Here is a 22,685-nt window from a genome sequence, read left to right on the forward strand (position 1 = left end):
ATGTCACTGTTGTTCTGTTCCAGAGAAATGAAAGGTTACCAATATGTCTGATGTACCAGTATCTGTTACAACCGCCGCCGAAGTGATCCAGCCTGTTGCTGAATCTTCGGGTTCTATTTGGGGTTATGTAGCTGGTGGTGTTGCCTTACTGATTCTTGCCGGTTTCTTCGGTTACAAGATGATCAATAAGCCAGCATTTATTATCAATCGGGTGCGAAAGCGTAACCTGAAAGAGATTAAGAAGTTAGGTGTTGAAAATTCTGACTTCGTGAATGATTTAGATAAGCTGTTGGATTCTGTTGAGAATTACGCTACTAAAAACGGCATGAAAGGCACCGATGTGGTGAAAATCATTAGCCCAATGAACGATAGCGCTCGTATCAAAACAGCAGGTGATATGTACCAGTCAATGATTTACATTGCCAACGATATCAAAGATACGTCGCTGGCACGTGAGTTCAAGACTAAATCCAAGCAAGTTAAAGCAAATTCACCATTAATGGCTGGTTTGTTCAAGCGCGCAGGTATCTAAGCTTCCTTCGTTTATTGACGAAAAGTAACATACAAAACCGGTTGGTATCGCTCTGGGATTCAGAGTGATAACGACCGGTTTTTTTTATGTCGGTATTAGTTAGAAGCATTAAATTGGTGGTTTTTTTGTGATAAAGATCAACTTTTCGTGAAATGGTGTGCTTCTGTTATCTGAAAAATAAATCCTGCATCACAACAGCAAACGTTGAGCTGTTACCATATGGCCAAACCCAATAATAACTACAGGGAACGAGGATGAGAGAGGTTGAATTTCGTACCGTTGACAGACTGTTTGTCAAGATGTCTGTCAACGATAAGTTTTGGGTGCTCTTTGCACTGATTGCCACGGTCGTCACGGCGATTGCCGGGTTGCATTACCGCCAAAGCGTTAGCCAACTTGAGCGGCAGCAATTGATGGTGACCGAAGCAAGACTTGCGGCAATGGTCGAAACAGTACAGGGTTCCGGTTTGGACAATGATGCCCAGCGCAACTTATTGCAACAACAAGGTGTGAACTTTACCGGCAATACCTACGGGACAGCCCGAGAGCAGGCGCAGATGGTGACATCAATGGGCATGGCGAGCTTGCCACAGGCGTTGTCCACATCATTCCAGGCAGAAAAAGATCAGGCCTTGCAGCGCTTTTTTTATTCACTGGCTGCACTCTTACCAATTGGTTTGCTGTGTTACTGGATAGCGACTTTCCTTGGCGGTGCGCTGTGGGTGATGCACCAAGCCACTAGGCGTATTGCCGATGGTGATTTGACGTCGCGACTGGGTTTCCACGTTGGCCGAGACGAGTTCGGTATCATCGGTTTTGAATTAGATCGCACTATGGATACCTTAAGCGAGCTGGTCAATACGGTGAAGCACAGTGCTCAGAACCTGCAGATTGCGGCAGGTAATTTCGGTAATGATGCACAAGGTGCAGGCCAACAAGTGAACCAGCAATACGCTTCGCTTGATTCAGTAGCGACGGCGATGGAAGAAATGACAGCGTCGGCTAAAGATATCGCTGGTTTGGCACAGCAAACCTCTGATCAATCGGATGCTGACATGCAAAGCATCGAGCAGGGTAATCGCAATGTTCAACAGGCGATTGTCAAAGTGACCCAGCTGTCTGAGCAAACCGACGAAGCCTCGCGTGCTGTTGGTAGCCTCAATGAGAAGGCCGAAGAAATCAATGCGGTGATCACCACGATCAATGCTATTTCTGAACAAACTAACTTGCTTGCGCTGAATGCGGCAATAGAAGCGGCCCGTGCCGGTGAGCAGGGGCGTGGCTTTGCTGTGGTTGCCGATGAAGTCAGAACGCTGGCGGGGCGCACGCAGCAGGCAACGGTTGAGATTCAGGCTATGATTGACAAGCTTCAGCTTGAGACGAACAGTATCTCCAACATTACCGCTGTGACGCTTGAGCAGTCGCACCACAGTCGTGAGATGATCACCGAAATCGGCCGCGACGTGGATAACATTGCCGAATCGGCACGTCAGGTGATGGACATGAGCACTCAAATTGCGACGGCGGCACATCAACAGACTACGGTTGCCAATGATATAGCCTCAGAGTTGCATGATATCCGTTCCCAGTCGGAAGTGATCCGTACTATGAGTGAACAGTCGATTGATAACAGCACCAGCTTGGCGGATACCTCGCGTCAGTTGGGTGATATTTTGCATAAATATCGTACCAATAGCTGAAACCTTAAATCAGCTTGAAAGATCCACAGCCCTTATGAGCCAGTTACTTTAGTAACTGGCTCTTTTGCATGGATTTGTGAATTCAGTATGGGGGAAACAATGGTTTTCATAACCAGAATGGAGCCTGGTCACGGCACGTTGCCCAGTTGCTTGCTAATCTGACTATATAGCCAGCGTGTTTCTGGCTGGATTGTAGAGGGGAAGCGCGTATGAATACTCAATTAACCGTAACATTGGCGGGAACAGATCATCCTCAACTTATCAATAAATTAGCAGCCAAGACTCACGAACTTGGTGGCAAGTGGCTGATCAGTAAGATTAACAGGCTGGATAACCAAGTTGTCGGGATTTTGAAGATTGATATTCCAGCACAATCTGCGGGTCAGCTAAGAGAGCTTTTCCAAGCCCAGCAAGAATTAGATATCCGGATCATAGAAGCGGCGGAGGTTGGTGAAATCAAAACCGACCATCTAACTTTGAAGGTCGAGTCGAGTGATCGTCCGGGTATCGTCAATGATATTACCCGTATTTTGGATAATATAGGCATCGGTATCGTGAAGATTGAAAACCACCGTATAGGTGTCCCTGATCTTGGCCAGGCTTTATTCTTTGCCGAGTTGCAAGTTGATGTGCCTACCGAAGTGGATACTGAACAGTTGCTTGAAGCGTTGCAGCAAGTCGACGATGGTCTGATTGTGAAAGTGTTAGAAACGGCTTAACGCTATAGCGTATTAAACACAACGCTAAAGAAGACAATAACAGGTACGGGTCCGTACCTGTATCGGGTGGATAGCTGGCGTTGATAGGATCGTAACGTTTATACCAACCTACATAAATATTTGCTCAGTCTTGCTGGTTAAAATCGATGTTCTCTGCGTTAGATATTTTGTAATTAGAGCCACTAGTTACTGCAATATCTGCTTTGATAACAACGATTTTTCCAGTGCAAATACTTGATCAACGACTTATCCAGATTGGTATTAGAACTCTTGGTTCATTTTGGCCAGGCTAGCAAGCAGTTGTTGCCGCTCTTCAGTACTGAGCTTTGCGGTGATGTCTTGCGTCAGGCTGAGATGAAGCTGATCGTGCTCGTGATACAGCTCCTCTCCTTCTCCAGTTAGCTCAACGAGAATCGATCGACGATCTGATTCATGCGGGCGGCGCACCAGAAGACCCAGCTTGACCATTTTATCGACCTGAACAGTCAGGGTACCGGTCGTCACGCCAATTTTATCCGCCAACTCCTTCATCCTCATTGCACCATGTGCACCTAGAATTTCAACGACATGAATCTGTGGCAGGGAGAAGCCCTTGCCACGGACAACGGATTGCTCCCAAGAAGAGAGCTTTTCGTAGAATTCAATGATGGTGTGGTTCAACTGTTCAATGTCTTTCATTTCTGTCTCGTTGTCAGTGTGCCGTTTGGCACGGGTTGACCTCTATCGTGAGATGACTAAGTTTATCGAACTCTTTCAGTAATTGCTTGTATTCGTTGGCTGCTTTGGGTTGGTGGGTCACCAGCGAAATCATCGCAGCATAATGGTCGGCGCTGATTTTCCAGATATGGATATCACTGACTTTGTTATCGGCATTACTTTCAAGTGTGTCGACAATTTTTTGTTGGTATTCATGGTCAATACTGCCATCAAGCAAGATTGGGCTGGTTTGCTTCATCAAGCCCCATGCCCAGCGAGTAATGATCACCGCACCGACCATGCCCATGATGGCGTCGAGCCAGTCGTAGCCAAGGTATTTACCAAACAACAGGGCAACGATGGCCAATAGAGATGTCAGGGCATCTGCCAATACATGGAAATAGGCTGCGCGGAGGTTATGATCGTGACCATGACTATGCCCGTGGTTATGGCTATGTTCATGATGATGGTGACCATGATCATCATGGTGGCTACCGTGCAACAAGAATACGCTGACGATATTGACTAATAAACCGATCACAGCCACAAGAATGGCTTCATTGAATTGTATGGTTTGTGGATTAAGCAGGCGGTCTAAAGATTCAACCAACATCAATAAGGCAACAAGGCCAAGTGCGATGGCACTAGTGAACCCTCCGAGCACACTGACTTTGCCTGTTCCGAACGAGAACGTTGGGTTGTTAGTGTGCTTGCGGGCATAGCGGTAGGCAAACAGAGTAATGAGGAAAGCGGCTGCGTGGGTCCCCATGTGCCAACCATCGGCCAATAACGCCATCGAGCCAAAGAGTGTACCTGCGGTGATCTCCGCCACCATAGTCACGACTGTCAACCCTAGCACCCACCGCGTCCGCTGTTCCCCTTTATGGTTGATTGAAACAAAGTCATGGCTATGCTGCCATTGTTGCAAATTAGAACGGTGCATGAGTGTTCCCCTGATTGGTACAAGCTATTTTGTTTGATAATTATATATTTTGATAGTCAAGGTATTCTGTGATCATATAGTTTGAAAGTCAAAGCATATTGAGAGGTGAGGGAATGCGTGGCGCATAGAAAACACCCTGCAGAGTTATGGTCTGCAGGGGAGAGGCTATAGCGTGATGACGCTTTTTAGATTAGCTGCATAGTGGTGATACAGGTGCGGCTGTTACCTTTGGTGCTCAGTACTTCCGTAGCTGTTTTGCCTTGGTAGGTGAAGGTGAACTGGTAGTTACCATTTTTCGGCATCCAGAAATCAATAAAACCGTCTTTCTGGGTTTTTACCATGCCAGATTGAACCACTTCATTGGTTTGGGTATCGGTAATTTCCACCGTCATGGCTTTGTTGACCATTTCTCCTTGGCAGCCAGTTGGAACATGGAAGGTACAGCCATGGGTCACGTTCTCGAACGGGGCTATAGAGAGAAGAAACTCTTCTTCAATGGGGACCGTCGCTTTTGAGCCGTCAGCAAACTCTGCATAGATAGCGTCAGGCATGATTCTCACGGTTGCCTCGCCAGTCCGGTGCCACTGATGGGATTGTTTCAGTGCCGCTTGCGGTGACAGCTTACTGAAAGCTTGTGCATCTGTATTTGCTAGCGTTTGTGCGCTGCTTAAAGAGAGTAGAAGTGCAGGTAGTAGGTATTTCATCGTATGTTCCATCTCGTTATTTTAAAATTGTATTACGCTTCATGCCGGCCTCGGAGTGGCCTGCTATGTTGCAAGAAAACTCAACAAAGTTCTGGCCCATGAAGTGCCATCCCATTTCTGCGATTTCACCTGGTGCTAAGGTGAGAGTGGTTCCGTCATGGTGCTCCATATCCGGCATTGCCCGCATCATTTCGCGATGCTTGGCTTGTTCGTCGAGACTGCCGATGGAAAACTCATGGGGGATCTGGCCTTGGTTGGTGATAATAAACCGCACCACATCACCTTGTTGGATGGATAAGTTTGGCTCGAATTGCATTTTCATATCGTCGGTCAGTACCACTTGATAGGTTTGGCTCGCTTGAGTGACTGGTGCAGGCATACCAACGGCTGAGGCCATCGCGCCGTGGCCAGACATATTACCGTGCCCTTCGTGATGATGAGCGTGGTCCCCAGCGGCAAAACTCAAGGGAGTCGCCAGTATTAGAGCCAGTGATAAGGTGGTTTTTATTATCATCATAGTTCCTTACCCGGTGCAGGGCACCGGGAATTGTGTTTGTCGTTATTGCGTGAGTTTGTAGCTAAAGCGTTTCCAAAGCTGGAAGGAGGCAGGTAATACCACAAGCGTGAGTAACAGCGCCGAGGACATACCGCCAATCATGGGTGCGGCAATACGCTGCATGACTTCCGAGCCAGTCCCTGAGCCGTACATAATAGGGATAAGGCCGATGATGACGGTGGAGACGGTCATCATGATTGGCCGCACCCGCAGTCCCGCCCCTTCCTGAATGGCCTTGTTGAGTGAAAAAAGCGTCAATGGCTTGTTGGTGTGCTCGGCTTCTTCTAGCTGGTACTTCCAGGCTTGATTGAGATAAACCAGCATGATGACCCCGATTTCTACCGCCACTCCGGCAAGGGCAATGAAACCGACACCGACGGCAATCGAGAAGTTGTAGCCCAGCCATTCCATCAGCCATACCCCACCGACCATCGCCAAAGGCAGGGTACCCATGATGATCATGACTTCTCCAGCACGGCGGAAGCTCAAGTACAACAACAGCATGATGATGGCGATAGTCGCCGGTACCACCACAGTCAGTCGGGCCTTGGCCCGCTCCATGTACTCGTATTGGCCTGACCACACCAGCGAATATCCTGCGGGCAGTTCAAGTTGCTCGGCAACCACTTGCTGGGCATCCTCCACATAAGATCCGAGATCGCGACCATCAATGTCGATAAAGACCCAGCCGTTGGGGCGGGCATTTTCGGTTTTGATCATCGGCGGGCCATCTTCAAAGCGGATATCGGCGACATCAGCCAGTGCGATCCGAGCACCACTAGGAGTAACAAGAGGCAGGTTGCGCAATTTATCCAATGAATCTCGGTAGCTCTGCGGGTAGCGGACATTGATAGGGTAGCGCTCCAGCCCCTCGACAGATTCTCCAACGTTCATGCCACCAACAGCGGTACTGATCACTTGCTGAATATCTCGGATGCTTAGGCCATAGCGGGCGGCTTCTCGGCGCTTGATATCCATGGTGATGTAGCGGCCTCCGGCGACTCGTTCGGCATAGACTGATGCTGTGCCTTCAACGCCTTGCAGTACGGCTTCCAGCTGGGCACCGATTTGCTCAATGTGTTTGAGATCTGGTCCGGCAATTTTGATCCCTATTGGGGTTTTAATACCGGTGGCCAGCATGTCGATACGGGTCTTGATCGGCATTACCCAGGCGTTGGTCAAACCGGGGAACTGAATCAAGCTATCCAGCTCACGCCGTAAACTTTCTGTGGTGACGCCGTCGCGCCACTCTTCTTTCGGTTTGAGCTGGATAATGGTTTCGATCATGGTCAACGGTGCGGGATCGGTCGCGGTTTCTGCTCGGCCGATTTTGCCCCAGACGGTTTTTACTTCAGGGATGGTTTTGATCAGCTTGTCGGTTTGTTGCAACAGTTCTCGCGCCTTACCGATTGATATGCCAGGGTAGGTGGTAGGCATGTACATCAAGTCGCCTTCATCCAGCGGTGGAATGAATTCGCTACCCATCTTTTGCATTGGATAGTAGGCCGATGTCATCAACGCCAGTGCAATCACAATGACTGTTTTTGGGAACGCCAAGCTGAAATTAAGCAATGGACGGTAGAGTGCAATCACCAAGCGGTTGATGGGATTCTTATGTTCGGGCATCACGTTGCCACGGATCAGGTAGCCCATCAGTACCGGTACCAAGGTGATTGCCAAGCCAGCGGCCGACGCCATGGCAAAGGTTTTGGTGAAGGCCAGTGGCGAGAACATTTTGCCTTCTTGGCCTTCCAAGGCAAACACAGGTACAAAGCTTAGGGTGATGATAATCAGCGAGAAAAAAAGCGGTGCGCCGACTTCTTCTGCTGCTCGGCTGATCACCTGCCAGCGGTTTTTATCCGTGAGTGGGGTCCGTTCAATGTGTTTGTGGACATTCTCGATCATCACGATGGCACCATCGACCATAGCGCCGATCGCAATCGCAATCCCCCCGAGTGACATGATGTTAGCGTTGATCCCCTGCCAGTGCATGATGATAAATGCAGACAGAATGCCGATAGGCAAGCTGATAATCACTACCAGTGATGAACGGAAGTGGAATAGGAATAGGGCGCAGACGATGGCGACAACAATAAATTCCTCGAGTAATTTCTCGTAGAGGTTCTTTACTGCGCTGTCGATCAAGCCTGAGCGGTCATAGGTGGTTACGATCTCCACGCCATCAGGCAAGCTGCGCTCTAGATCAGCTAGCTTGTCTTTAACGTTGTTGATGACTTCTTGGGCATTTTCGCCAAAGCGCATGACGACAACCCCGCCAACCGCTTCGCCTTCACCGTTGAGTTCCGAGATCCCGCGGCGCATTTGTGGACCGAGGTTAATATCGGCAATATCACCAAGTAGCAGTGGTGTGCCTTTGTCGGTGACTTTGAGCGGTATGTTCTTGAGGTCGTCGATGTTGGTAACATAGCCGGTTGCCCGCACCATGTGCTCAGCTTCGGCCAACTCAATCACCGAGGCTCCCGCTTCTTGGTTACCGGCCTGAATCGCCATATTGACCTGTTGTAGCGTCAGGTTATAGGCGCGTAGTTTGTTGGGATCAATCTGGACTTGGTACTGTTTGACCATACCGCCAACCGTGGCGATTTCCGATACGCCTTCAACGGTTTGCAGCTCGTATTTTAGGAACCAGTCTTGCAAGCTTCGCAGCTCGCTCAAATCGTGTTGGCCGGTTTTATCAACCAGAACATAGCTGTAAATCCAGCCGACACCGGTAGCATCAGGCCCTAATGTTGGCTTGGCGCTGTCGGGTAGGTTTGGGGCGACTTGGCTTAAGTATTCCAATACCCGCGAGCGTGCCCAGTACATATCGGTCTCATCGTTGAAGATGATATAGACATAGGAATCGCCGAAGAAGGAATAACCACGAACCGTTTCTGCCCCCGGTACTGCCAGCATGGCAGTGGTCAGCGGGTAGGTGACTTGATCTTCTACCACTTGCGGTGCTTGGCCGGGATAGCTGGTTTTGATTATGACCTGTACATCAGATAAATCTGGGATGGCATCAATCGGAGTTTGCTTGACGCTGTATAGGCCGGAAGCAATTAAAAAAGCGGTGGCAACCAAAACCAGAAAACGGTTTTGGATTGACCATCGGATGATGGTACCGATCATTGTTCAGTCTCCTTAGTCGCTGGAGTCTGGATATCATGTTCCATGTTTTGATGGTCGTGGGCGCTGTGATCGATCATTGCACCACTTTCTCCGCTATCTGCTTCTATACCTGAAAGCGTGTACTGGCCATTGTCCTGCTTGGTCACTAGAAACCGTACCGACTGGCCACCGACCAATTGGTTTAGGTCACTGTCATCGCTGACCGTAAAATCCATGGTCATGGCAGGCCAGCCCCATTCAGGGATGGGTGGGTGCTCTATCGTTAGCATCTTATGATCCAGCATGATATTTCGGATCACCCCGGTGGTGTGGACTTGGCTGGAAGGTTGACTCAGTGTCTGGGTGTTGATGCGGCTGAGATCGGCGCTTTGGCTCGATTCAGAATCAAGCATAAAGTGAGCCGAGGTCACGACGGTGTCGTCAGTCGTCAGCCCGTCAATAACCTCAATCATGCCAGCAGCGGTACGCCCCGTTTTAATCCGTACTGAGCGGTATTTGCCTTCACCTAGGGCGAGGACAACACGGGCCATATTGCCAGAGCGGATCACGGCTTGCTCCGGTACCACTAATACCGATTCCTCGGTTTGCGGGATCAAGGTTAAGTTGGCAAACATGTTGGGTTTTAGGTTGGCTTCGCGGTTACTGAACTTCAAGCGCACCCGTAATGTACGGGTTGCAGGATCTAAAATCGGATAGATGTAGTCGACCCGGCCCTGCCAACGTTTACCCGGAAGGGCATCGACCCACATATCCGCACTGGTACCGGGTTTGATCCAATGGGCTTGGCGCTCAAACACCTCGGCATCAACCCAGATATCAGAAAGAGAACCACCGCTAATAACGGTTTGCTGTGGTGACAAGTAAGCACCATTACGGATGTTAAGGGTCGCAATGACCCCATCGGAAGGGGCTTTGATCGCAATGTACTGACGCGGTTTGCCGCGGCGAATAATATCGCTGATCTGGCCGTTATCCACGCCTAATGAACGCAAGCGATCTTTGGCGCCATTGACCAGCACCGCTTTACCCATGCGCTTGGCATTGAGCAGCTCTTCCTGGGCTCGGACTAAGTCTGGCGAGTAAATTTCAAACAGTACCTGCCCAACAAGCACACGCTCACCAATGGCATTGACACTGAGGTTTTGGATCCAGCCACTGACACGGCTGTTGATCTGCCATAGCTGGCTTTCATCAAAACTAACATAGCCCACGCTATCAATTTTTGGGGCGAGCTGCTGGCGTTCAACCTGGGTTGTTTTGACGCCGAGGTTGTTCTCAACCGCTGAATTGATCGTGACGGTACCGGCCGGGTCATCATTGCCGCCTGCAAGATCTTCTTCATAGACTGGGATCAAATCCATCCCCATCGGTGATTTACCGGGCTTATCACGCTGGTAGTTCGGATCCATGGGAGCGACCCAGTAAAGAGGCTCGTTGCTAGCTGCTTGGCTGTTTGTGTCATGGCTTGTGCCTAATGGCTTATTAGCGAAGTAGCTGTTACTGAAATAACCCAGACCAGCACCAATGGCGAGAGCGATGAAGGCAACAGAAAATGACTGTTTCATGATATCCCTTAATATTTGTTCAGCAGGTAAGCCAAGGTGTTATTTGTTTGTTGTAAGTCGGCGGCAAGGCGTGCCTGTTCCAGCTCGATGGCCAGTTCTTCACTGGCTGCCCGGATATATTCATCCAACTGGCTGGTATTGTTTTGATAGCCTCGCTCGACCGCTTGGGTTTTTTCCTTGGCTTGCTTTAGCAAGGCTGAGCGGTAGCGATCCAGACGCTGCAGGGTGTTATCCCTGTTGATAACGGCAGCACTGATCTGTGCATGCATCTGGCGCAGCATGAGATCACGCTGTGTTTTGGCCGCCCCGACCTGATGCTGGGCGGCTGATAGCTTTCTGTCCTGGCGTTTTTCGGTGAACAGCGGGAGATCCACGGTGACATAGGCGCTGACCAAGTCTGGAGCGGCAGAGCCATCCATCCTATCCGCCTGACGATGGGCATACATCACCTCGACGCCGAACTGTGGTTGGTAGGATTCATTGGCAATCTCGACACCGGTTTCACTACTTTTGATCAGCTCATCTGTCACGAGAATATTCGGATGGCTGGCGAGTTGTTGATAGTGATCCTGTGTAGACGCAGCTAGATAGGCTTGCAGAGCCTGCCATTGTGGATAGGCTTTGGGTTTGATCTGCCAAGCTTGTTCTCCTAACCATTCAGATAACTGGGCACGCAGCTGCTGTTGCATCTGTTGGTTTGACTGAAGTTGGTCATCAATTTTGTTGACTTGTAACTCGGCTTGGATCAAATCCTGCACTTGGCTAGCCCCGACACCGTAGTTGGTGCTGAGGTAGCGGGTGAGTTCGCGGAAGAGATCTTGGTTTTGTTTAATCAATCGCTGGCTTTGTTCAAGGTAGGCCAGTTCGATCCAGCTAGTTGTAATCGCTTTGGCGACATCCAGCTTGCGGATATCGGCTTGTTTGCGAATACTCCCGGCTTGTTGCCGGCTCTGCTTTTGCAGCAGGGATAAGCTATCGCCACGACCAAATTGTTGCATTAAGCCGACAGAAATATTGGTCATTGGGTCTTCATCGAAAGCAAAGCTATCGACCGGTAAACCGCCGATACCCACTTTCACTTTGGGATCCATAAGTTGGCTATTGGCAATCCCCATTTCGCTGATCGCATCAGCCTGAAACTGTATTTGCTGTTGGGCAACATCATGTTCAACCGCCCAGTTAATAAGTCTCTTTAGTGTTGCTGGCTCTGAATGGGCATGTTCTGGATAAGAATTCGCCCAAGAACTGGCGGCAAAACCAATGAGAGACACCATGCGGATCGCACGGAATATCTTGTTGTTATACATGTTTTTTTCACTTTTTCGACGTAAATAGCGACTGGACAAGCGAACTGGCCCAGTGATGTAAACGGAAGCGAATTAGTGAATAGGGGGGCGGAGGCTATTTTCGGGGCGGGAAATTGGAGCACTTACCAATAAACGCTGGGGAGTACCTTGAGCGGATAAGTTTACTTGTGCGAGATAAAACTCGGGCAGGGTGGAGTATTGACAATGGCTGCTGTTGCAGCTTTTACAATGCTTGTTATCGCTATCATTGCCGCAGTGGTTGGCGTCCATTGTCGAACCATCAGCGCAGTTATCACAGTGAAGCATGCCTTGGTTATGAACACTGTGATGAGCAGTGCTCTGGGCCGTCGATACAGCAGAGTCTGTATGATGGCTTGAACCTGTTTGTTGACTTGGCATGGTTTGATGACCAGACATAGCAAAAACTGGGTTGATAATCAGGCTGATTATCAATACCAGAAGTAATGCCAGCATATTGTGCGGTCGGCGCAAGATCATCAATATCTAACTGTAAATTATAAGATTGCCAATAAGTGTAAACCTTCCCCTAGGGGAAACGTCAATAAAAAGAAGTGGCCAATTAGCCACTTCTTACTATTGAGATGGTTTAGGGGTTAGCTTGCCGCTTCTGGCTCAATTTCAGCGGTGAGTTTTTGTGGTGCAGACTCTACGTCGGCAGCCTCAACCTCAATGGTTTCATTCGCCACTTTTTCTGTTATTGCTTCTTCAGGCACTTCTTCATTAGCTACCGCTTCTACAAGTGCTGGTTCTTCGGCAACGGCTTTCTCTGTAGCTTCTAAAGCTGTCTCGTCTTCTGAGGCTGTCTCTTGTTCTTGTGCTAAATCTTCTGATTGCTCGCTCGCTTGAGTGTAGGCTGCAACAAGGGAGGTATTCAGTTCAGCAACCTTGGCTTCCAATTGCTTCATTTTCTCACTGGTTTGAACGCTAGCTTGCTGCTCTGCTGTCAGTGATGCTTCAAGCTCAGTGACTTTTTTCTGCTCGTCAGTCAGCTGCGCCAAAAGTTGTTGTAAGCTCTGCTCACCTTCGCTTGATTGGGCTTTCTGCTCTTCAATCAGAGAGACAAGAAGTTTGCCTTGTTGATTAATCGAGTTATCACGCAGGTCGTCACTACCAAGTGCTTTAGAAATGTTGACCAGTAGTTTTTCAAACGTCAGTACATGACGCTCATAGTCTTTTTCTGGTAATGCTTTTAATTGCTGTACTACGTCAGCGATGTGCTCGGCATGCTTTAGCGAGAACATGGCTTCAGCTGCCTTGTCTTCAATCTCGTTAATCGAACGAGGCTCAGCACCAATGAAGGCTTCAGCAGCAGTCACACGAGTTGCGGCTACAGCTAGGGTATCTGGCGCATGCAGTGCCGTGTTACTCGCCTTCAATCGTGCCAATTCTTTTTGTGCATCGGATAGATAAATACGAGTGACTGTTTTGACTTCTAGCGCACGCTGGCGGCTTACTAAATCCGGTTGGCCAGATGTAGCACGTTCTGTTCTGTCCTCTGCAATAAAGTTGACCAATGTTTGCAGCTGAGTGTCTAAACGTGCATTAGTTTTCGGATAATATTCATTAACGTCTAAAGACGCTAATTGTGCACGGTAAGAAAATGCTTCATCGAGAACAGATAATGCTTTCTCGCGGATCATTTCTGCTTTTGCAATATTTAAGTTGAATTGGTTTAGCGCGTCTTCAGTTGCTTGAATATTGGTTCTTGAGCTAAAGAAGCCGGTACTACTGTGGGCTTTGCTTGGGTCCGTTTCAAACACAGCGTAGTACTCTTTGGCATCACTGAGTGCTTTATCAGCATCTTGGTAGTGCTTAGTTGCAAACCAAGGAAGGTCATCCGCTTTTGCATTGCTAAGCTTTTCTTTAGCTTGATTAATGCTCTGAGCAATTGAATTTATCTGGGTGGAGATTTCAGACTGATTGCTTTCTAGAGGAAGTGTTTTTGTTGCATCAGAATCAGACGCACAGCCTGATAAAAGTACAGTAACAGCAATGGCTGACAGTGTTAGTCCCTTTTTCATTACAGCTCCAACGGGTATGTATATGAGTAAAAATATGTTCTGAAAATATAATTATATTTTTTGCGGTAAAGATTGTAGAACGATATAAAAATAAGTTAAATACCAATGATTTAATTATTTATTTAAAAACATGTCAATTGAATAAAGTGACTTTTTCATGGCGAGTAATGGTCGGTTAGTCATTATTTTGACGGGCGTTGTACCTATTGGGTATATGTTTAAAATGGAAATAGGTAAGCAGCTTGAGGATGAGCTTCGCTGGGTATTAATATCAACCTACATAAATATTTGATCAGTCTTGCAGGTTAAAATCGCTGTTCTCTGCGTTAGATATTTTGTAATTAGAGCCACTAGTTACAAAATATCTGCCTTGATAACAACGATTTTTCCAGTGCAAATACTAGATCAACGACTTATCCAGATTAGTATAAGCTGCTTGTTTGAGATGCATTAATGATAGGCAGTGACTACTCACCGTCCTCATCGGACGAGGGTTTACGGCGAAATTGCTCAAAGAGGTCGGGCTATTGGGCTTTTGACACTTTTAGTGCTTTTAACTTGGCTTCTAGATCCCCTTTCACGATATTGATCGCAGACAATCCTGTTTCAAGATCGACCTCATTGCTTTCGAGTAGGTAGATAAGATCCACCGCTAATTTGATATCGTCCGGGGCGTTGTCTAGGGGTGATGATGTTGATTCAGTCATAATGCTCACGTTGTCTGGTTAGTTACAAGGGCGCTGCGCCAGTATATCCAGCGCTGAGTATATAAGCTGGGCATGCAGGTTGACCAGATGTTGATGCTCACTGCGGTAACCACCGCCAACGACAGCTGCAACGGGGGTACTGGTATTATGGCAAAGGGCCAATACTAAATGATCGCGCCGGTAAATACCGTCGGTACATACGTTGAAGTAGCCCAATTCATCGTGCTGGTGGATATCAACTCCGGCATCGTAGAGCACCATATCCGGTTGGTGCTGTGCCAGCGCAAGGTGCAGAATACCGGCAAAAGCGTCGAGGTATTCTTCGGTGGTCGTTTCCCTAGGCAGGGCGAGATCGATATCTGAGGCTGGCTTACGGGCGGGGAAATTCTTGTCGCAGTGGACGGAAAAAGTAATGATCTCCGGATCATCAGCCAATAAGGTTGCCGTCCCATCACCATGGTGGACATCACAATCAATGATCATGACCTTGTCGATACCGTCAAGGGTAAGGGCGTGGCGGGCAGCAAGTGCCAGATCGTTAATGAGACAAAAACCACTGCCAAAATCATGATGGGCGTGATGATAGCCGCCGCTAAGGTGGATCCCGATGCCGTGCTGGTAAGCTAAATCGACGGTTAGCTTGGTGCCACCCGAAGAGGTCAGGGTACGCTCAATAAGCTGCGTACTCCATGGAAAACCAATTCGACGCATTTTTGCGGCAGGCAAGGTGTTGCCAAACAGGGCATCAATGTAATCGGGATGATGCAGTTGTTTGACCTCATCAACACTGATGGGGTGTGGTTGGTGCAGTTTGAGCTGGGGGTGGGCTTCGAATCCCAGTTCTTGGTCAAGGTGCTGATACAACATCCGGTATTTGTGGATGGGATAGCGGTGCTGCGGTGGCAGATCAAGCTCTGAGTAAATAGGGTGATAAACCAAATGAAGTGCCATTAACCTTTTCGCTCCCGCATACTGATCTGCTTTTCGAGTTTTGCCAGTGCGGCGCGGCAGCGGTACAAGCGATCAGCCAAGGTTGCGGCTTCGCTCTCCAAACTTTGTCGCTCTTCAACTGAGCGGCAGCGGCTCACTGCACGCTCTTTGTTGCGCTGCATCGTCGTTAAGCGTTTGGCCCATTCTTGGTGCTGGGCGAGATCTTGCTTGAGTTCATATATCGGCTTGCGCCAGCTCCTTGTTCGTTGCGGTTCATTTTTGCGAATTTGCTGCGTGGCCAGTTCCCGCTGTACCGCCTGGATTTGTGAAACGATGCGTTCACAAATATGCTGGGTACGGCTGGGGGCGAGCTTTCCTTGGCTGTGCTCACGGCTGAGTGCCAGAATTTCTTCTCGGATTTCCTCGACACAAGGAACCAGCAGTTTACTGCGGCAATGAAACAGCTGCTCATCAAATAGCGGACGCTGGGCTTCTCCCCGCTTGCTATCGGTTCTGGCAGCCTCGTCGGTCAATTGGGTAGCGATTTCTTCCAGTCGTTGGAAGTCGAGCATAGTATGACTCCAGATTCAGCGGCGGGTTAAAACCAGGCCTGCAGGGCCAGTTTGATGGCTAGAACAATAACCACGGTGACAAAAACGGGCCGGATGAAGCGTGCGCCAAAGCGAATGGCAGAGTGAGCGCCGATATAGGCACCGATCATCAGGCAGACGCCCATTGTTAGGCCTAGCAATACATTAATATGCCCTAAGATGGCAAAGGTCACCAGTGAGGTTAGGTTACTGGTAAAGTTCATCGCTTTGGCAAGGCCTGATGCCATCAGGATATCGAGACGGTACAGCGCCATATTCGACACGGTCCAGAAGGCACCGGTTCCGGGACCTGCAACGCCATCATAGAAACCTAAGCTTGTTCCCTGTGCCCACTGTTTCTTGGTCAGGCTGGCTGATTTTTCCGGCAAGCTATGGTTGCTAGCTTTTGGGTGCGGATGCCAAATAGTGTATACCGCGGCAGCTAGAATGATCAGCGGTAGCGCTTTCTCTAACCATTCGGTAGAAATCATATCAACCACCAGGGTGCCGCCAATCGCACCGATAAGGGTGGCGATGAAGGACTGACGCCAAAATGAGGGTGAAAAAAGCTGTTTCTTGTAATAGGTCCATGCCGCTGTAGAAGAAGCAAAAGTGGCTGCCAGTTTATTGGTGCCTAATGCAATGTGAGGCGGCAGGCCAATAGACAACAGGGCGGGGACGGTTAGCATGCCCCCTCCACCCGCGACCGCATCGATAAAACCGGCCAGAAGGGCAATTAATCCAAGTAAGAGCCACATTCCTGGCTCTATCATTTCAATCATGAGTCGTAATCAACTATATCTACTATTTGACGTGTTCTATGACACGTTCGAAAGGTGGTAATGAGTCGAGCAAGGCTTTGCCGTAGCGTCTGGTGATCACCCGGCGGTCGAGCAGCACGACTCTCCCTGTATCATCTTCTTTACGCAGCAGGCGTCCCACCGACTGGATAAGCTTCTTGCTCGCTTCCGGTACCGAGATTTGTAAAAACGGGTTACCACCGCGGCTTTCAATGTACTCTGCGTGGGCTTCTTCTACTGGCGAGGTCGGCACCGCGAAAGGGATCTTGGTTATGATCAGGTTTTTAAGTAAATCACCTGGCAAATCAAGACCTTCAGAGAAGCTACCAGTACCAAGCAAAATGCTGGTTTTACCTTTTTTACAGTTCTCTTTATGTTTTTTTAGAGTGGTTTGGCGTGACTCTTCACCTTGAACAAGGAGTTCCCACCGGTTCTTTTTCGCCAGAGGTCGGAGCTTGTCTGCGACTTGGTTCATCTGCCAATAGGAAGAAAATAAGACAAGGCTAGATGTTTCCCCTTCGAGGTATTCTGGCAGGGTGTCGATAAGCAAATCGGTAAATTTGTCTGCTTGCGGCTCGAGAGGTAGGGCCGGGATCACCAGTCGGGCGTTATTTTGGTAGTCAAACGGTGAGGCCAGGGCTAAGAAGCGGGTGGCTTCTTTTTCATAAATACCGGCCTGGCGACAAAAGTAGTCAAACTGGTTCAATGCCCGTAGGGTTGCCGATACCAGAATTGAGCCTACAGCGCGGCTCCATAGTAATTGATCGAGGCGGTAGCCGACTTCAAGCGGGGAGACTTCAATAACGTAGTCATTCTCACGGTCTTGGCTTTTTTCTATCCAGCGTGCGAGCGGGGCGCCTTTGTCCTTGTTGGGCTGGGCCATTAAGCTCCAGACCTTCTCAAGGTTTTCAAGTCGCTGTAAATAAAAGCCGGATTCGGTAAGTGCTTGTTCACCGAGTCTTGGTAAGATTTCATTGTCTTTCGTGCGCTCGGAGATCAAATCGTGGATTTTCCCCAATGCCTGTAAGGCCTTCTTGCTGGCATCTTTACACCCCTTGGCTTCTTCTTGCAGCCATGCTGGAAGTTCGCCGTGTTCAAAGCGGTAAACGCCGTCTTTATTGAATTGGCTGTCATCGATGCTGCTGGCGATTTGGCGCAGTGTTGGAATCAGCGTCGCAATGTTCTCGCTCAATGCGGTCTGGAACCGGCCTGATTTTTTGTAATCGGCCAACTCTGCCAATTTACCGATAGATTGGTTGAGCTTTTCCAACCAGCTGGCTGCACCTTTAAGGCTGGCTGCAGCCGAAGAAAAGTCGCGCGCAACCTGAGGCAAGTGGTGTGCCTCATCAATGACATAGATGGTTTTTTCTGGCTCCGGTAAGATAATACCGCCGCCCAATTCAATGTCTGCCATTAGTAAGGCATGGTTGGCAATAATGACATCGGCTTTTTCTAGATGCTCTCGTGCTTTAGAAAACGGACAGTCCCGGTGCTTGGGCAATCCGGCATGACAGCTGTGCTTATCGGCAACGATCTGCTGCCAGACACGGTCCGGGATGGTGGTTGGCCAACTGTCCCGGTCGCCATCCCATTTTCCGCCCTCGCTGGCTATCAACATCCGCTTCAAAAGATCTAAATCTGACTTTTTAGGTTTTTCATCCCAAAGGCTAACCTGCTGACTTTCATCACTATTACAACTGGCTTCCAATTTATGGTTACAACAATAGCGTTGACGGCCCTTGGCCAAGATAAAGCTGAACTCTTTGGGATAAATGCGGTTGAACAGAGGCAAGTCTTTATTGATCAGCTGCTCTTGCAGGGCAACCGTCGCGGTGGAAATCAACACCTTCTTGTTGTTGAACACCGCAAACGGGATCGCCCCTAGTAGGTAGGAGAGTGATTTACCAATTCCTGTCCCGGCTTCACCGACCAGCATGCGGTGTTTGGCATGGTATTCACCGCCAAGTGTCTTGGCTATCTCTGCAACCAGATAGTTTTGAGCTCTTCTAGGTATAAAGTTATCGAGCTGATTGCCCAGGTTCTCATAGCACTGCTTGATATCACTCTTTATCTGGTTGTGTAGCATAACTGAAACTTCATCGGGACAGGGGCGCGCATTATAGCACGAACATCTGAATGTGACCGCTCACTGGTTTTTGAGCTTTGCCTTTTAAAAATGAGAACCAGTTCACGAAATAAGATTGAACTAGTGGGAAGCAGATCTGTGCCGGTGGTTTTTAATGCTAAATCACCACAAATATCTGCTAGTCGCGGTGTTTTGCGCTTCTAGTTGCTTTATTTTGCTAAATTTGTAGTTTTTTGTGTTGATAATTCATGCATTACTTTTTTGTGAATAGGCATTTTTTATATAAAAACAATGCTCAATTAGCATGCGTGTATTTTGTAACTCATTGAATTTAATGCTTGTTAATGTTTTTTTAGTTTGGCTTTAGAAGATTTGACACAAAGAGGAATCTTCTGTCAGGATGAGTTCATAAATTTCGACTCTTTAGTTTTCTTAATGCGTTATATGTTTGTAGGGCATGGAAAACTGGGGATAAAAAAAGAAAAGGAATTCTGGAAACAGGAATTCCAGTCTAAATAAGAAAAGGCAGTGGATATTATGAAAAAGACTCTTCTAGCTCTAGCAGTACTAGCAGCAGGCTCAGCGCAAGCTGGCATCAACCTATATGACGCAAACGGCGTTCTCGTTGACCTTACCGGTGCTGCGGAAGTTCAGTACATGCAAGGATACGCCCCAGATAGCAACCCACTATTACGTTTGGATGATGGTGACCTACAACTAAACACAACGATTGCACTATCTAGCCAGCTAAATGCGGTTGCCGGTATCGGTTTCTCATTTGATGATGATGCTGACTCAAAGGTAACAAATGATAAGTTGTTCGTCGGTCTTGGTGGTGATTTTGGTACCCTAACGTTCGGTCGCCAGCTTTTGATTGCTGATGACTCAGGTATCGGTAAAGATTACGAGCTAGGTGGTGACGGTCTGGATTTTGTGCAGGCTGAAGGTAATCAGGCTATCAAATACGTTTTCGATAACGGTCAGTTCTACGCCGGTGTTTCCGGTATTCTTGGTGAAGACAATAAAGATGGAACACCAGACACCAGTATCATCGATGGTCGTTTAGGTGCCCGTTTTGGTGACTTTGATGCCCGTGTTTACCTATACTCAGGCTCTGATGTTGACGGTGATTTTGTTGATACCATCTCCAGCTCTGAATTGTTGGACATCGATGGCTACAACCTTGAGCTTGAATATTACATGGGCCAATTTGCTCTTGCTGCTTCATTCGGCCAAGTCGAGTATGAAGATGCCGCTGCAAATGAAGGTAAAGTTGAAGCTAACACAGCAGCCCTTGCTGGCTCATACACTATGGACAAGACCACCTTTGCTCTTGGTTACACCTACCTAGATTATGATAAGAAGCCTACAGCTGGCGCTAAAACATCTGGTGATGCCAACACTTTCTATGCGAACGTGACTGAGCAGCTTCACAGTAACGTGAAAGCTTACGGTGAAATTGGCTACACAGACGCTGATGACGCAGAGTTCGGTTATGTAGTTGGTATGGAAGTCATCTTCTAATCGTCATTTTCGGTTAAGAAACGCTCCCAAAAAAGCCGCCTCATTCAGGCGGCTTTTTGTTATCTTAGTGATGACAAAATTGTGTTATGACAGCAAGTAAGGGATTAACAATGAATAAATGGTTAGTGGCCATTGGGCTAATGGCGCTGCCGGTGGGCCTGCAGGCAGCCACACTGAGTACCGGCCAAAACATCAAGCTGCTGGTAGTGGATGGTAAGCAAGTCGAGTCAACGTTTTGGTCAGAAGCCGACAGTATTGAGCTGACCGAAGGTCGACATCAGGTAGTGGTTCGTTTTGACGGTGAAGTTAAAGATGGCTCGAAGAGCAAGATGTACACTACGCGACCATACCTGTTTGAGATGGATGTGCCCAAACAGGATGCCACTATTGTCTTGCCTCGATTATCGAGCCTGAGTCAGGCTAAAGCCTATTTCCAGCGCGGCCCTGAATGGCAGCTTGAATTGGCGGATGGCACCACGAAGGCGCTTGAGCATGTCGAGTTGCAAGGCAAAGGTTTCGCGTCTTATAGCGACATGGAAGGCTTGGTTGCCGATTACAACCGTGAACACGGGATCACTTTTGAAGAAGGTTACGCGGTCGATCTAGAACAGGCAACAGTCGAAGTGAGTGATAAAGGGGAAGTCAGCATCACTGGCGATGCATTTATCCAGCTCAAGCTCTGGTATAGCAAAGCCAATGCGGAAGAAAGAGTTGCTTTTGAGCAATGGGTTAAGCAGCAATCAGCGCCCTAATGACAAGCCGTATTCAGGGCGGTACTGTATTAGCTGAAACCCTGATATACCAAGAGGCGGGAGAGCCCGCTTATTGGTGTATTAGTTGTCGTGGTGGTAGCGGCTGTGCTCGCGGCAACTGCTGCAGCGCGGTTGAGCTGGGTCTTTTTCAAGATCTTCAATTGCAATTTCATCTTCGCAATCGACACACAGTCCATACATCCCCAGCTTGACCGAGCATACTGCCGCGTCAATGCGCTCCATTCGAACGGCCAAATCAAATAGGTTGGGGATGAATGCAGATTTGGCCATCACGATTAACTCGCTCAATTCGGCATCCTCAATCGCTGTTGCCGACGGCACCAAGGTATTGAGTAGCATCTCGTGCTTGAGTTCGCGTGACAACATACCGTGCTCTTGTTCCAGGCGCTGTTGCAGCTGCTCGTAAAGTTTATCTGACGTTGTCATAAGCCTTTTATTATTTTATTAGTGATTATTTCAGTCTAAGACGATCCTTGAGAATGATTGTGATTTGAATCAAATAATTATGGGGTTGTATGGCAATAACCATAAATTCTCTCGGTTTTTGTCGTAGTACCTTTCCGCTATATTGATTGCACAAATAAATGGCGGCCTAAGAGCTGTTAATACCTAATCAATCAATAAAGGAAGTCTACCATGGAGCAGGGATTTCAAGATCCGTATAACGTTAAATATTTCTTCGGTTTTGTTGCTGTGTTGGCGCTGCCGACACTACCCGCAATCTTAACTTGGATCGGTATGCTTACCTCATAAGCACTGACGATGCTTGCCAAGGCTTGAAATAAATACCAACAATCCACTCTGACAAGATTTGGATTGTTGGTATTTTTATTTTAGCTGGTAAACTCGTAGTAAAGGGTAAAGAGCCGTTTCGCTATGGTAAAGAAAACACTTCTGTTGTTATGTGGCTGGGTCTGTGTTGCCTTGGGGCTAGTCGGGGCCTTTCTGCCACTGCTACCCACGACGCCATTTTTGCTGCTAGCCAGTGCCTGTTTCATGCGGGGATCGCCAAAGCTCAACCATTGGCTGCTTAACCATCCGAGATTTGGCCCTATTTTGCAGAATTGGCACCATCACCGAGCGGTGTCCAAACACGTTAAGCGACGAGCCAATATCATGATTGTCGCCAGTTTTAGCCTGTCTATTTTCCTCGTGCCGCTGCTTTGGCACAAAGTCATGCTGGTGGGTATGTTGGTTATTCTGCTGGTTTGGTTTAACCGCTTACCTGAGCGCGATCATTCCACGGCGCAAGGTTAGCAGGCCCCTCGTCACTCTTTGATGGTATCTGGATCATCCTCTGAACGTTGAGTATGTAGCAATCCTTGCCCCGCCATGGGAAAAAAACTACTATTTGAACCAGTTTTTTCGGCAGTGTGTCA

The 22,685-nt window shown here is 48.3% G+C and carries 21 protein-coding genes; 7 read left to right on the forward strand and 14 right to left on the reverse strand.

Going from position 1 to position 22,685, the window contains the following annotated elements:
• The first annotated feature begins 43 nt into the window (after positions 1-43).
• From ACVA53_RS21145 to ACVA53_RS21155, 3 genes are all read left to right on the forward strand, one after another.
• The gene (locus tag ACVA53_RS21145) at positions 44-532 is read left to right on the forward strand and encodes a hypothetical protein (protein ID WP_255040210.1); all 489 of its coding nucleotides are present in this window, start codon (positions 44-46) and stop codon (positions 530-532) included.
• 254 nt (positions 533-786) lie between these two features.
• Positions 787-2,232 (forward strand): methyl-accepting chemotaxis protein, encoded by a 1,446-nt coding sequence (locus tag ACVA53_RS21150; RefSeq protein ID WP_255040209.1) that lies wholly within the window; start codon positions 787-789, stop codon positions 2,230-2,232.
• A 209-nt stretch (positions 2,233-2,441) separates the two neighbouring features.
• Entirely contained in the window at positions 2,442-2,951 is a 510-nt protein-coding gene (locus ACVA53_RS21155; protein ID WP_255040208.1) for a glycine cleavage system protein R, read from the forward strand.
• 261 nt (positions 2,952-3,212) lie between these two features.
• Here the strand turns inward: ACVA53_RS21155 and ACVA53_RS21160 are convergent, their stop codons facing one another.
• From ACVA53_RS21160 to ACVA53_RS21190, 7 genes are all read right to left on the reverse strand, one after another.
• Positions 3,213-3,629: a MarR family winged helix-turn-helix transcriptional regulator gene (locus tag ACVA53_RS21160; protein ID WP_255040207.1), complete on the reverse strand. Its 417-nt coding sequence runs from the start codon at positions 3,627-3,629 to the stop codon at positions 3,213-3,215.
• A 13-nt stretch (positions 3,630-3,642) separates the two neighbouring features.
• On the reverse strand, positions 3,643-4,590 hold the full coding sequence (gene dmeF / locus ACVA53_RS21165; RefSeq protein WP_446506173.1) for a CDF family Co(II)/Ni(II) efflux transporter DmeF: 948 nt from the start codon (positions 4,588-4,590) through the stop codon (positions 3,643-3,645).
• Positions 4,591-4,775: 185 nt separating this feature from the next.
• On the reverse strand, positions 4,776-5,294 hold the full coding sequence (locus ACVA53_RS21170) for a CueP family metal-binding protein (protein WP_446506174.1): 519 nt from the start codon (positions 5,292-5,294) through the stop codon (positions 4,776-4,778).
• Between the two features lie 16 nt (positions 5,295-5,310).
• Positions 5,311-5,808, reverse strand: a complete 498-nt coding sequence (locus ACVA53_RS21175; protein ID WP_446506175.1) for a cupredoxin domain-containing protein — start codon at positions 5,806-5,808, stop codon at positions 5,311-5,313.
• 45 nt (positions 5,809-5,853) lie between these two features.
• A complete protein-coding gene (locus ACVA53_RS21180; protein ID WP_446506176.1) occupies positions 5,854-8,982 on the reverse strand; it encodes an efflux RND transporter permease subunit in 3,129 nt (1,042 codons plus the stop codon).
• Complete coding sequence (locus ACVA53_RS21185; RefSeq protein WP_446506177.1) at positions 8,979-10,547, reverse strand: efflux RND transporter periplasmic adaptor subunit; 1,569 nt, start codon at positions 10,545-10,547, stop codon at positions 8,979-8,981. The genes ACVA53_RS21180 and ACVA53_RS21185 overlap by 4 nt, the downstream gene beginning before the upstream one ends.
• A gap of 8 nt (positions 10,548-10,555) precedes the next feature.
• A complete protein-coding gene (locus ACVA53_RS21190; RefSeq protein ID WP_446506178.1) occupies positions 10,556-11,854 on the reverse strand; it encodes a TolC family protein in 1,299 nt (432 codons plus the stop codon).
• 204 nt (positions 11,855-12,058) lie between these two features.
• Between ACVA53_RS21190 and ACVA53_RS21195 the strand changes: the two genes are divergently transcribed.
• Complete coding sequence (locus ACVA53_RS21195) at positions 12,059-12,232, forward strand: hypothetical protein (protein WP_446506179.1); 174 nt, start codon at positions 12,059-12,061, stop codon at positions 12,230-12,232.
• A gap of 236 nt (positions 12,233-12,468) precedes the next feature.
• On the opposite strand, the gene ACVA53_RS21200 is transcribed toward ACVA53_RS21195, so the two are convergent.
• From ACVA53_RS21200 to dinG, 6 genes are all read right to left on the reverse strand, one after another.
• The gene (locus ACVA53_RS21200) at positions 12,469-13,896 is read right to left on the reverse strand and encodes a hypothetical protein (RefSeq protein ID WP_446506180.1); all 1,428 of its coding nucleotides are present in this window, start codon (positions 13,894-13,896) and stop codon (positions 12,469-12,471) included.
• A gap of 524 nt (positions 13,897-14,420) precedes the next feature.
• Complete coding sequence (rsmS, locus tag ACVA53_RS21205) at positions 14,421-14,606, reverse strand: pleiotropic regulatory protein RsmS (protein ID WP_446506190.1); 186 nt, start codon at positions 14,604-14,606, stop codon at positions 14,421-14,423.
• A 15-nt stretch (positions 14,607-14,621) separates the two neighbouring features.
• Positions 14,622-15,554, reverse strand: coding sequence for a histone deacetylase family protein (locus tag ACVA53_RS21210; protein WP_446506181.1), 933 nt, complete (start codon positions 15,552-15,554; stop codon positions 14,622-14,624).
• Positions 15,554-16,105 carry a primosomal replication protein gene (locus ACVA53_RS21215; RefSeq protein ID WP_446506182.1) on the reverse strand — a complete coding sequence of 184 codons (552 nt, stop codon included), beginning with the start codon at positions 16,103-16,105 and terminating at the stop codon, positions 15,554-15,556. The genes ACVA53_RS21210 and ACVA53_RS21215 overlap by 1 nt, the downstream gene beginning before the upstream one ends.
• A 26-nt stretch (positions 16,106-16,131) precedes the next feature.
• Positions 16,132-16,905 (reverse strand): sulfite exporter TauE/SafE family protein, encoded by a 774-nt coding sequence (locus ACVA53_RS21220; protein ID WP_446506183.1) that lies wholly within the window; start codon positions 16,903-16,905, stop codon positions 16,132-16,134.
• A 22-nt stretch (positions 16,906-16,927) separates the two neighbouring features.
• Positions 16,928-19,009, reverse strand: coding sequence for an ATP-dependent DNA helicase DinG (dinG, locus tag ACVA53_RS21225; protein ID WP_446506184.1), 2,082 nt, complete (start codon positions 19,007-19,009; stop codon positions 16,928-16,930).
• 537 nt (positions 19,010-19,546) lie between these two features.
• On the opposite strand from dinG, the gene ACVA53_RS21230 reads away from it, so the two are divergent.
• A complete protein-coding gene (locus ACVA53_RS21230; protein WP_446506185.1) occupies positions 19,547-20,533 on the forward strand; it encodes a porin in 987 nt (328 codons plus the stop codon).
• 110 nt (positions 20,534-20,643) lie between these two features.
• Complete coding sequence (locus tag ACVA53_RS21235) at positions 20,644-21,285, forward strand: YccT family protein (protein WP_446506186.1); 642 nt, start codon at positions 20,644-20,646, stop codon at positions 21,283-21,285.
• A gap of 81 nt (positions 21,286-21,366) precedes the next feature.
• Here the strand turns inward: ACVA53_RS21235 and ACVA53_RS21240 are convergent, their stop codons facing one another.
• Positions 21,367-21,732, reverse strand: a complete 366-nt coding sequence (locus ACVA53_RS21240; RefSeq protein WP_255040194.1) for a conjugal transfer protein TraR — start codon at positions 21,730-21,732, stop codon at positions 21,367-21,369.
• A gap of 450 nt (positions 21,733-22,182) precedes the next feature.
• Between ACVA53_RS21240 and ACVA53_RS21245 the strand changes: the two genes are divergently transcribed.
• Positions 22,183-22,563, forward strand: coding sequence for a YbaN family protein (locus ACVA53_RS21245; protein ID WP_255040193.1), 381 nt, complete (start codon positions 22,183-22,185; stop codon positions 22,561-22,563).
• Positions 22,564-22,685 lie beyond the last annotated feature (122 nt).

It is taken from the genome of Photobacterium sp. DNB23_23_1 (genome assembly GCF_052873815.1).

Coding starts and splice junctions, on each gene's coding strand:
- ACVA53_RS21155 (WP_255040208.1), top strand. CDS start 2,442: ATGAATACTCAATTAACCGTAACATTGGCGGGAACAGATCATCCTCAA.
- ACVA53_RS21190 (WP_446506178.1), bottom strand. CDS start 11,854: ATGTATAACAACAAGATATTCCGTGCGATCCGCATGGTGTCTCTCATT.
- ACVA53_RS21150 (WP_255040209.1), top strand. CDS start 787: ATGAGAGAGGTTGAATTTCGTACCGTTGACAGACTGTTTGTCAAGATG.
- ACVA53_RS21245 (WP_255040193.1), top strand. CDS start 22,183: ATGGTAAAGAAAACACTTCTGTTGTTATGTGGCTGGGTCTGTGTTGCC.
- ACVA53_RS21160 (WP_255040207.1), bottom strand. CDS start 3,629: ATGAAAGACATTGAACAGTTGAACCACACCATCATTGAATTCTACGAA.
- ACVA53_RS21240 (WP_255040194.1), bottom strand. CDS start 21,732: ATGACAACGTCAGATAAACTTTACGAGCAGCTGCAACAGCGCCTGGAA.
- ACVA53_RS21195 (WP_446506179.1), top strand. CDS start 12,059: ATGGCTGCTGTTGCAGCTTTTACAATGCTTGTTATCGCTATCATTGCC.
- ACVA53_RS21170 (WP_446506174.1), bottom strand. CDS start 5,294: ATGAAATACCTACTACCTGCACTTCTACTCTCTTTAAGCAGCGCACAA.
- ACVA53_RS21145 (WP_255040210.1), top strand. CDS start 44: ATGTCTGATGTACCAGTATCTGTTACAACCGCCGCCGAAGTGATCCAG.
- dinG (WP_446506184.1), bottom strand. CDS start 19,009: ATGCTACACAACCAGATAAAGAGTGATATCAAGCAGTGCTATGAGAAC.
- ACVA53_RS21235 (WP_446506186.1), top strand. CDS start 20,644: ATGAATAAATGGTTAGTGGCCATTGGGCTAATGGCGCTGCCGGTGGGC.
- dmeF (WP_446506173.1), bottom strand. CDS start 4,590: ATGCACCGTTCTAATTTGCAACAATGGCAGCATAGCCATGACTTTGTT.
- ACVA53_RS21230 (WP_446506185.1), top strand. CDS start 19,547: ATGAAAAAGACTCTTCTAGCTCTAGCAGTACTAGCAGCAGGCTCAGCG.
- ACVA53_RS21180 (WP_446506176.1), bottom strand. CDS start 8,982: ATGATCGGTACCATCATCCGATGGTCAATCCAAAACCGTTTTCTGGTT.
- ACVA53_RS21185 (WP_446506177.1), bottom strand. CDS start 10,547: ATGAAACAGTCATTTTCTGTTGCCTTCATCGCTCTCGCCATTGGTGCT.
- ACVA53_RS21200 (WP_446506180.1), bottom strand. CDS start 13,896: ATGAAAAAGGGACTAACACTGTCAGCCATTGCTGTTACTGTACTTTTA.
- ACVA53_RS21215 (WP_446506182.1), bottom strand. CDS start 16,105: ATGCTCGACTTCCAACGACTGGAAGAAATCGCTACCCAATTGACCGAC.
- ACVA53_RS21175 (WP_446506175.1), bottom strand. CDS start 5,808: ATGATAATAAAAACCACCTTATCACTGGCTCTAATACTGGCGACTCCC.
- ACVA53_RS21210 (WP_446506181.1), bottom strand. CDS start 15,554: ATGGCACTTCATTTGGTTTATCACCCTATTTACTCAGAGCTTGATCTG.
- ACVA53_RS21220 (WP_446506183.1), bottom strand. CDS start 16,905: ATGATTGAAATGATAGAGCCAGGAATGTGGCTCTTACTTGGATTAATT.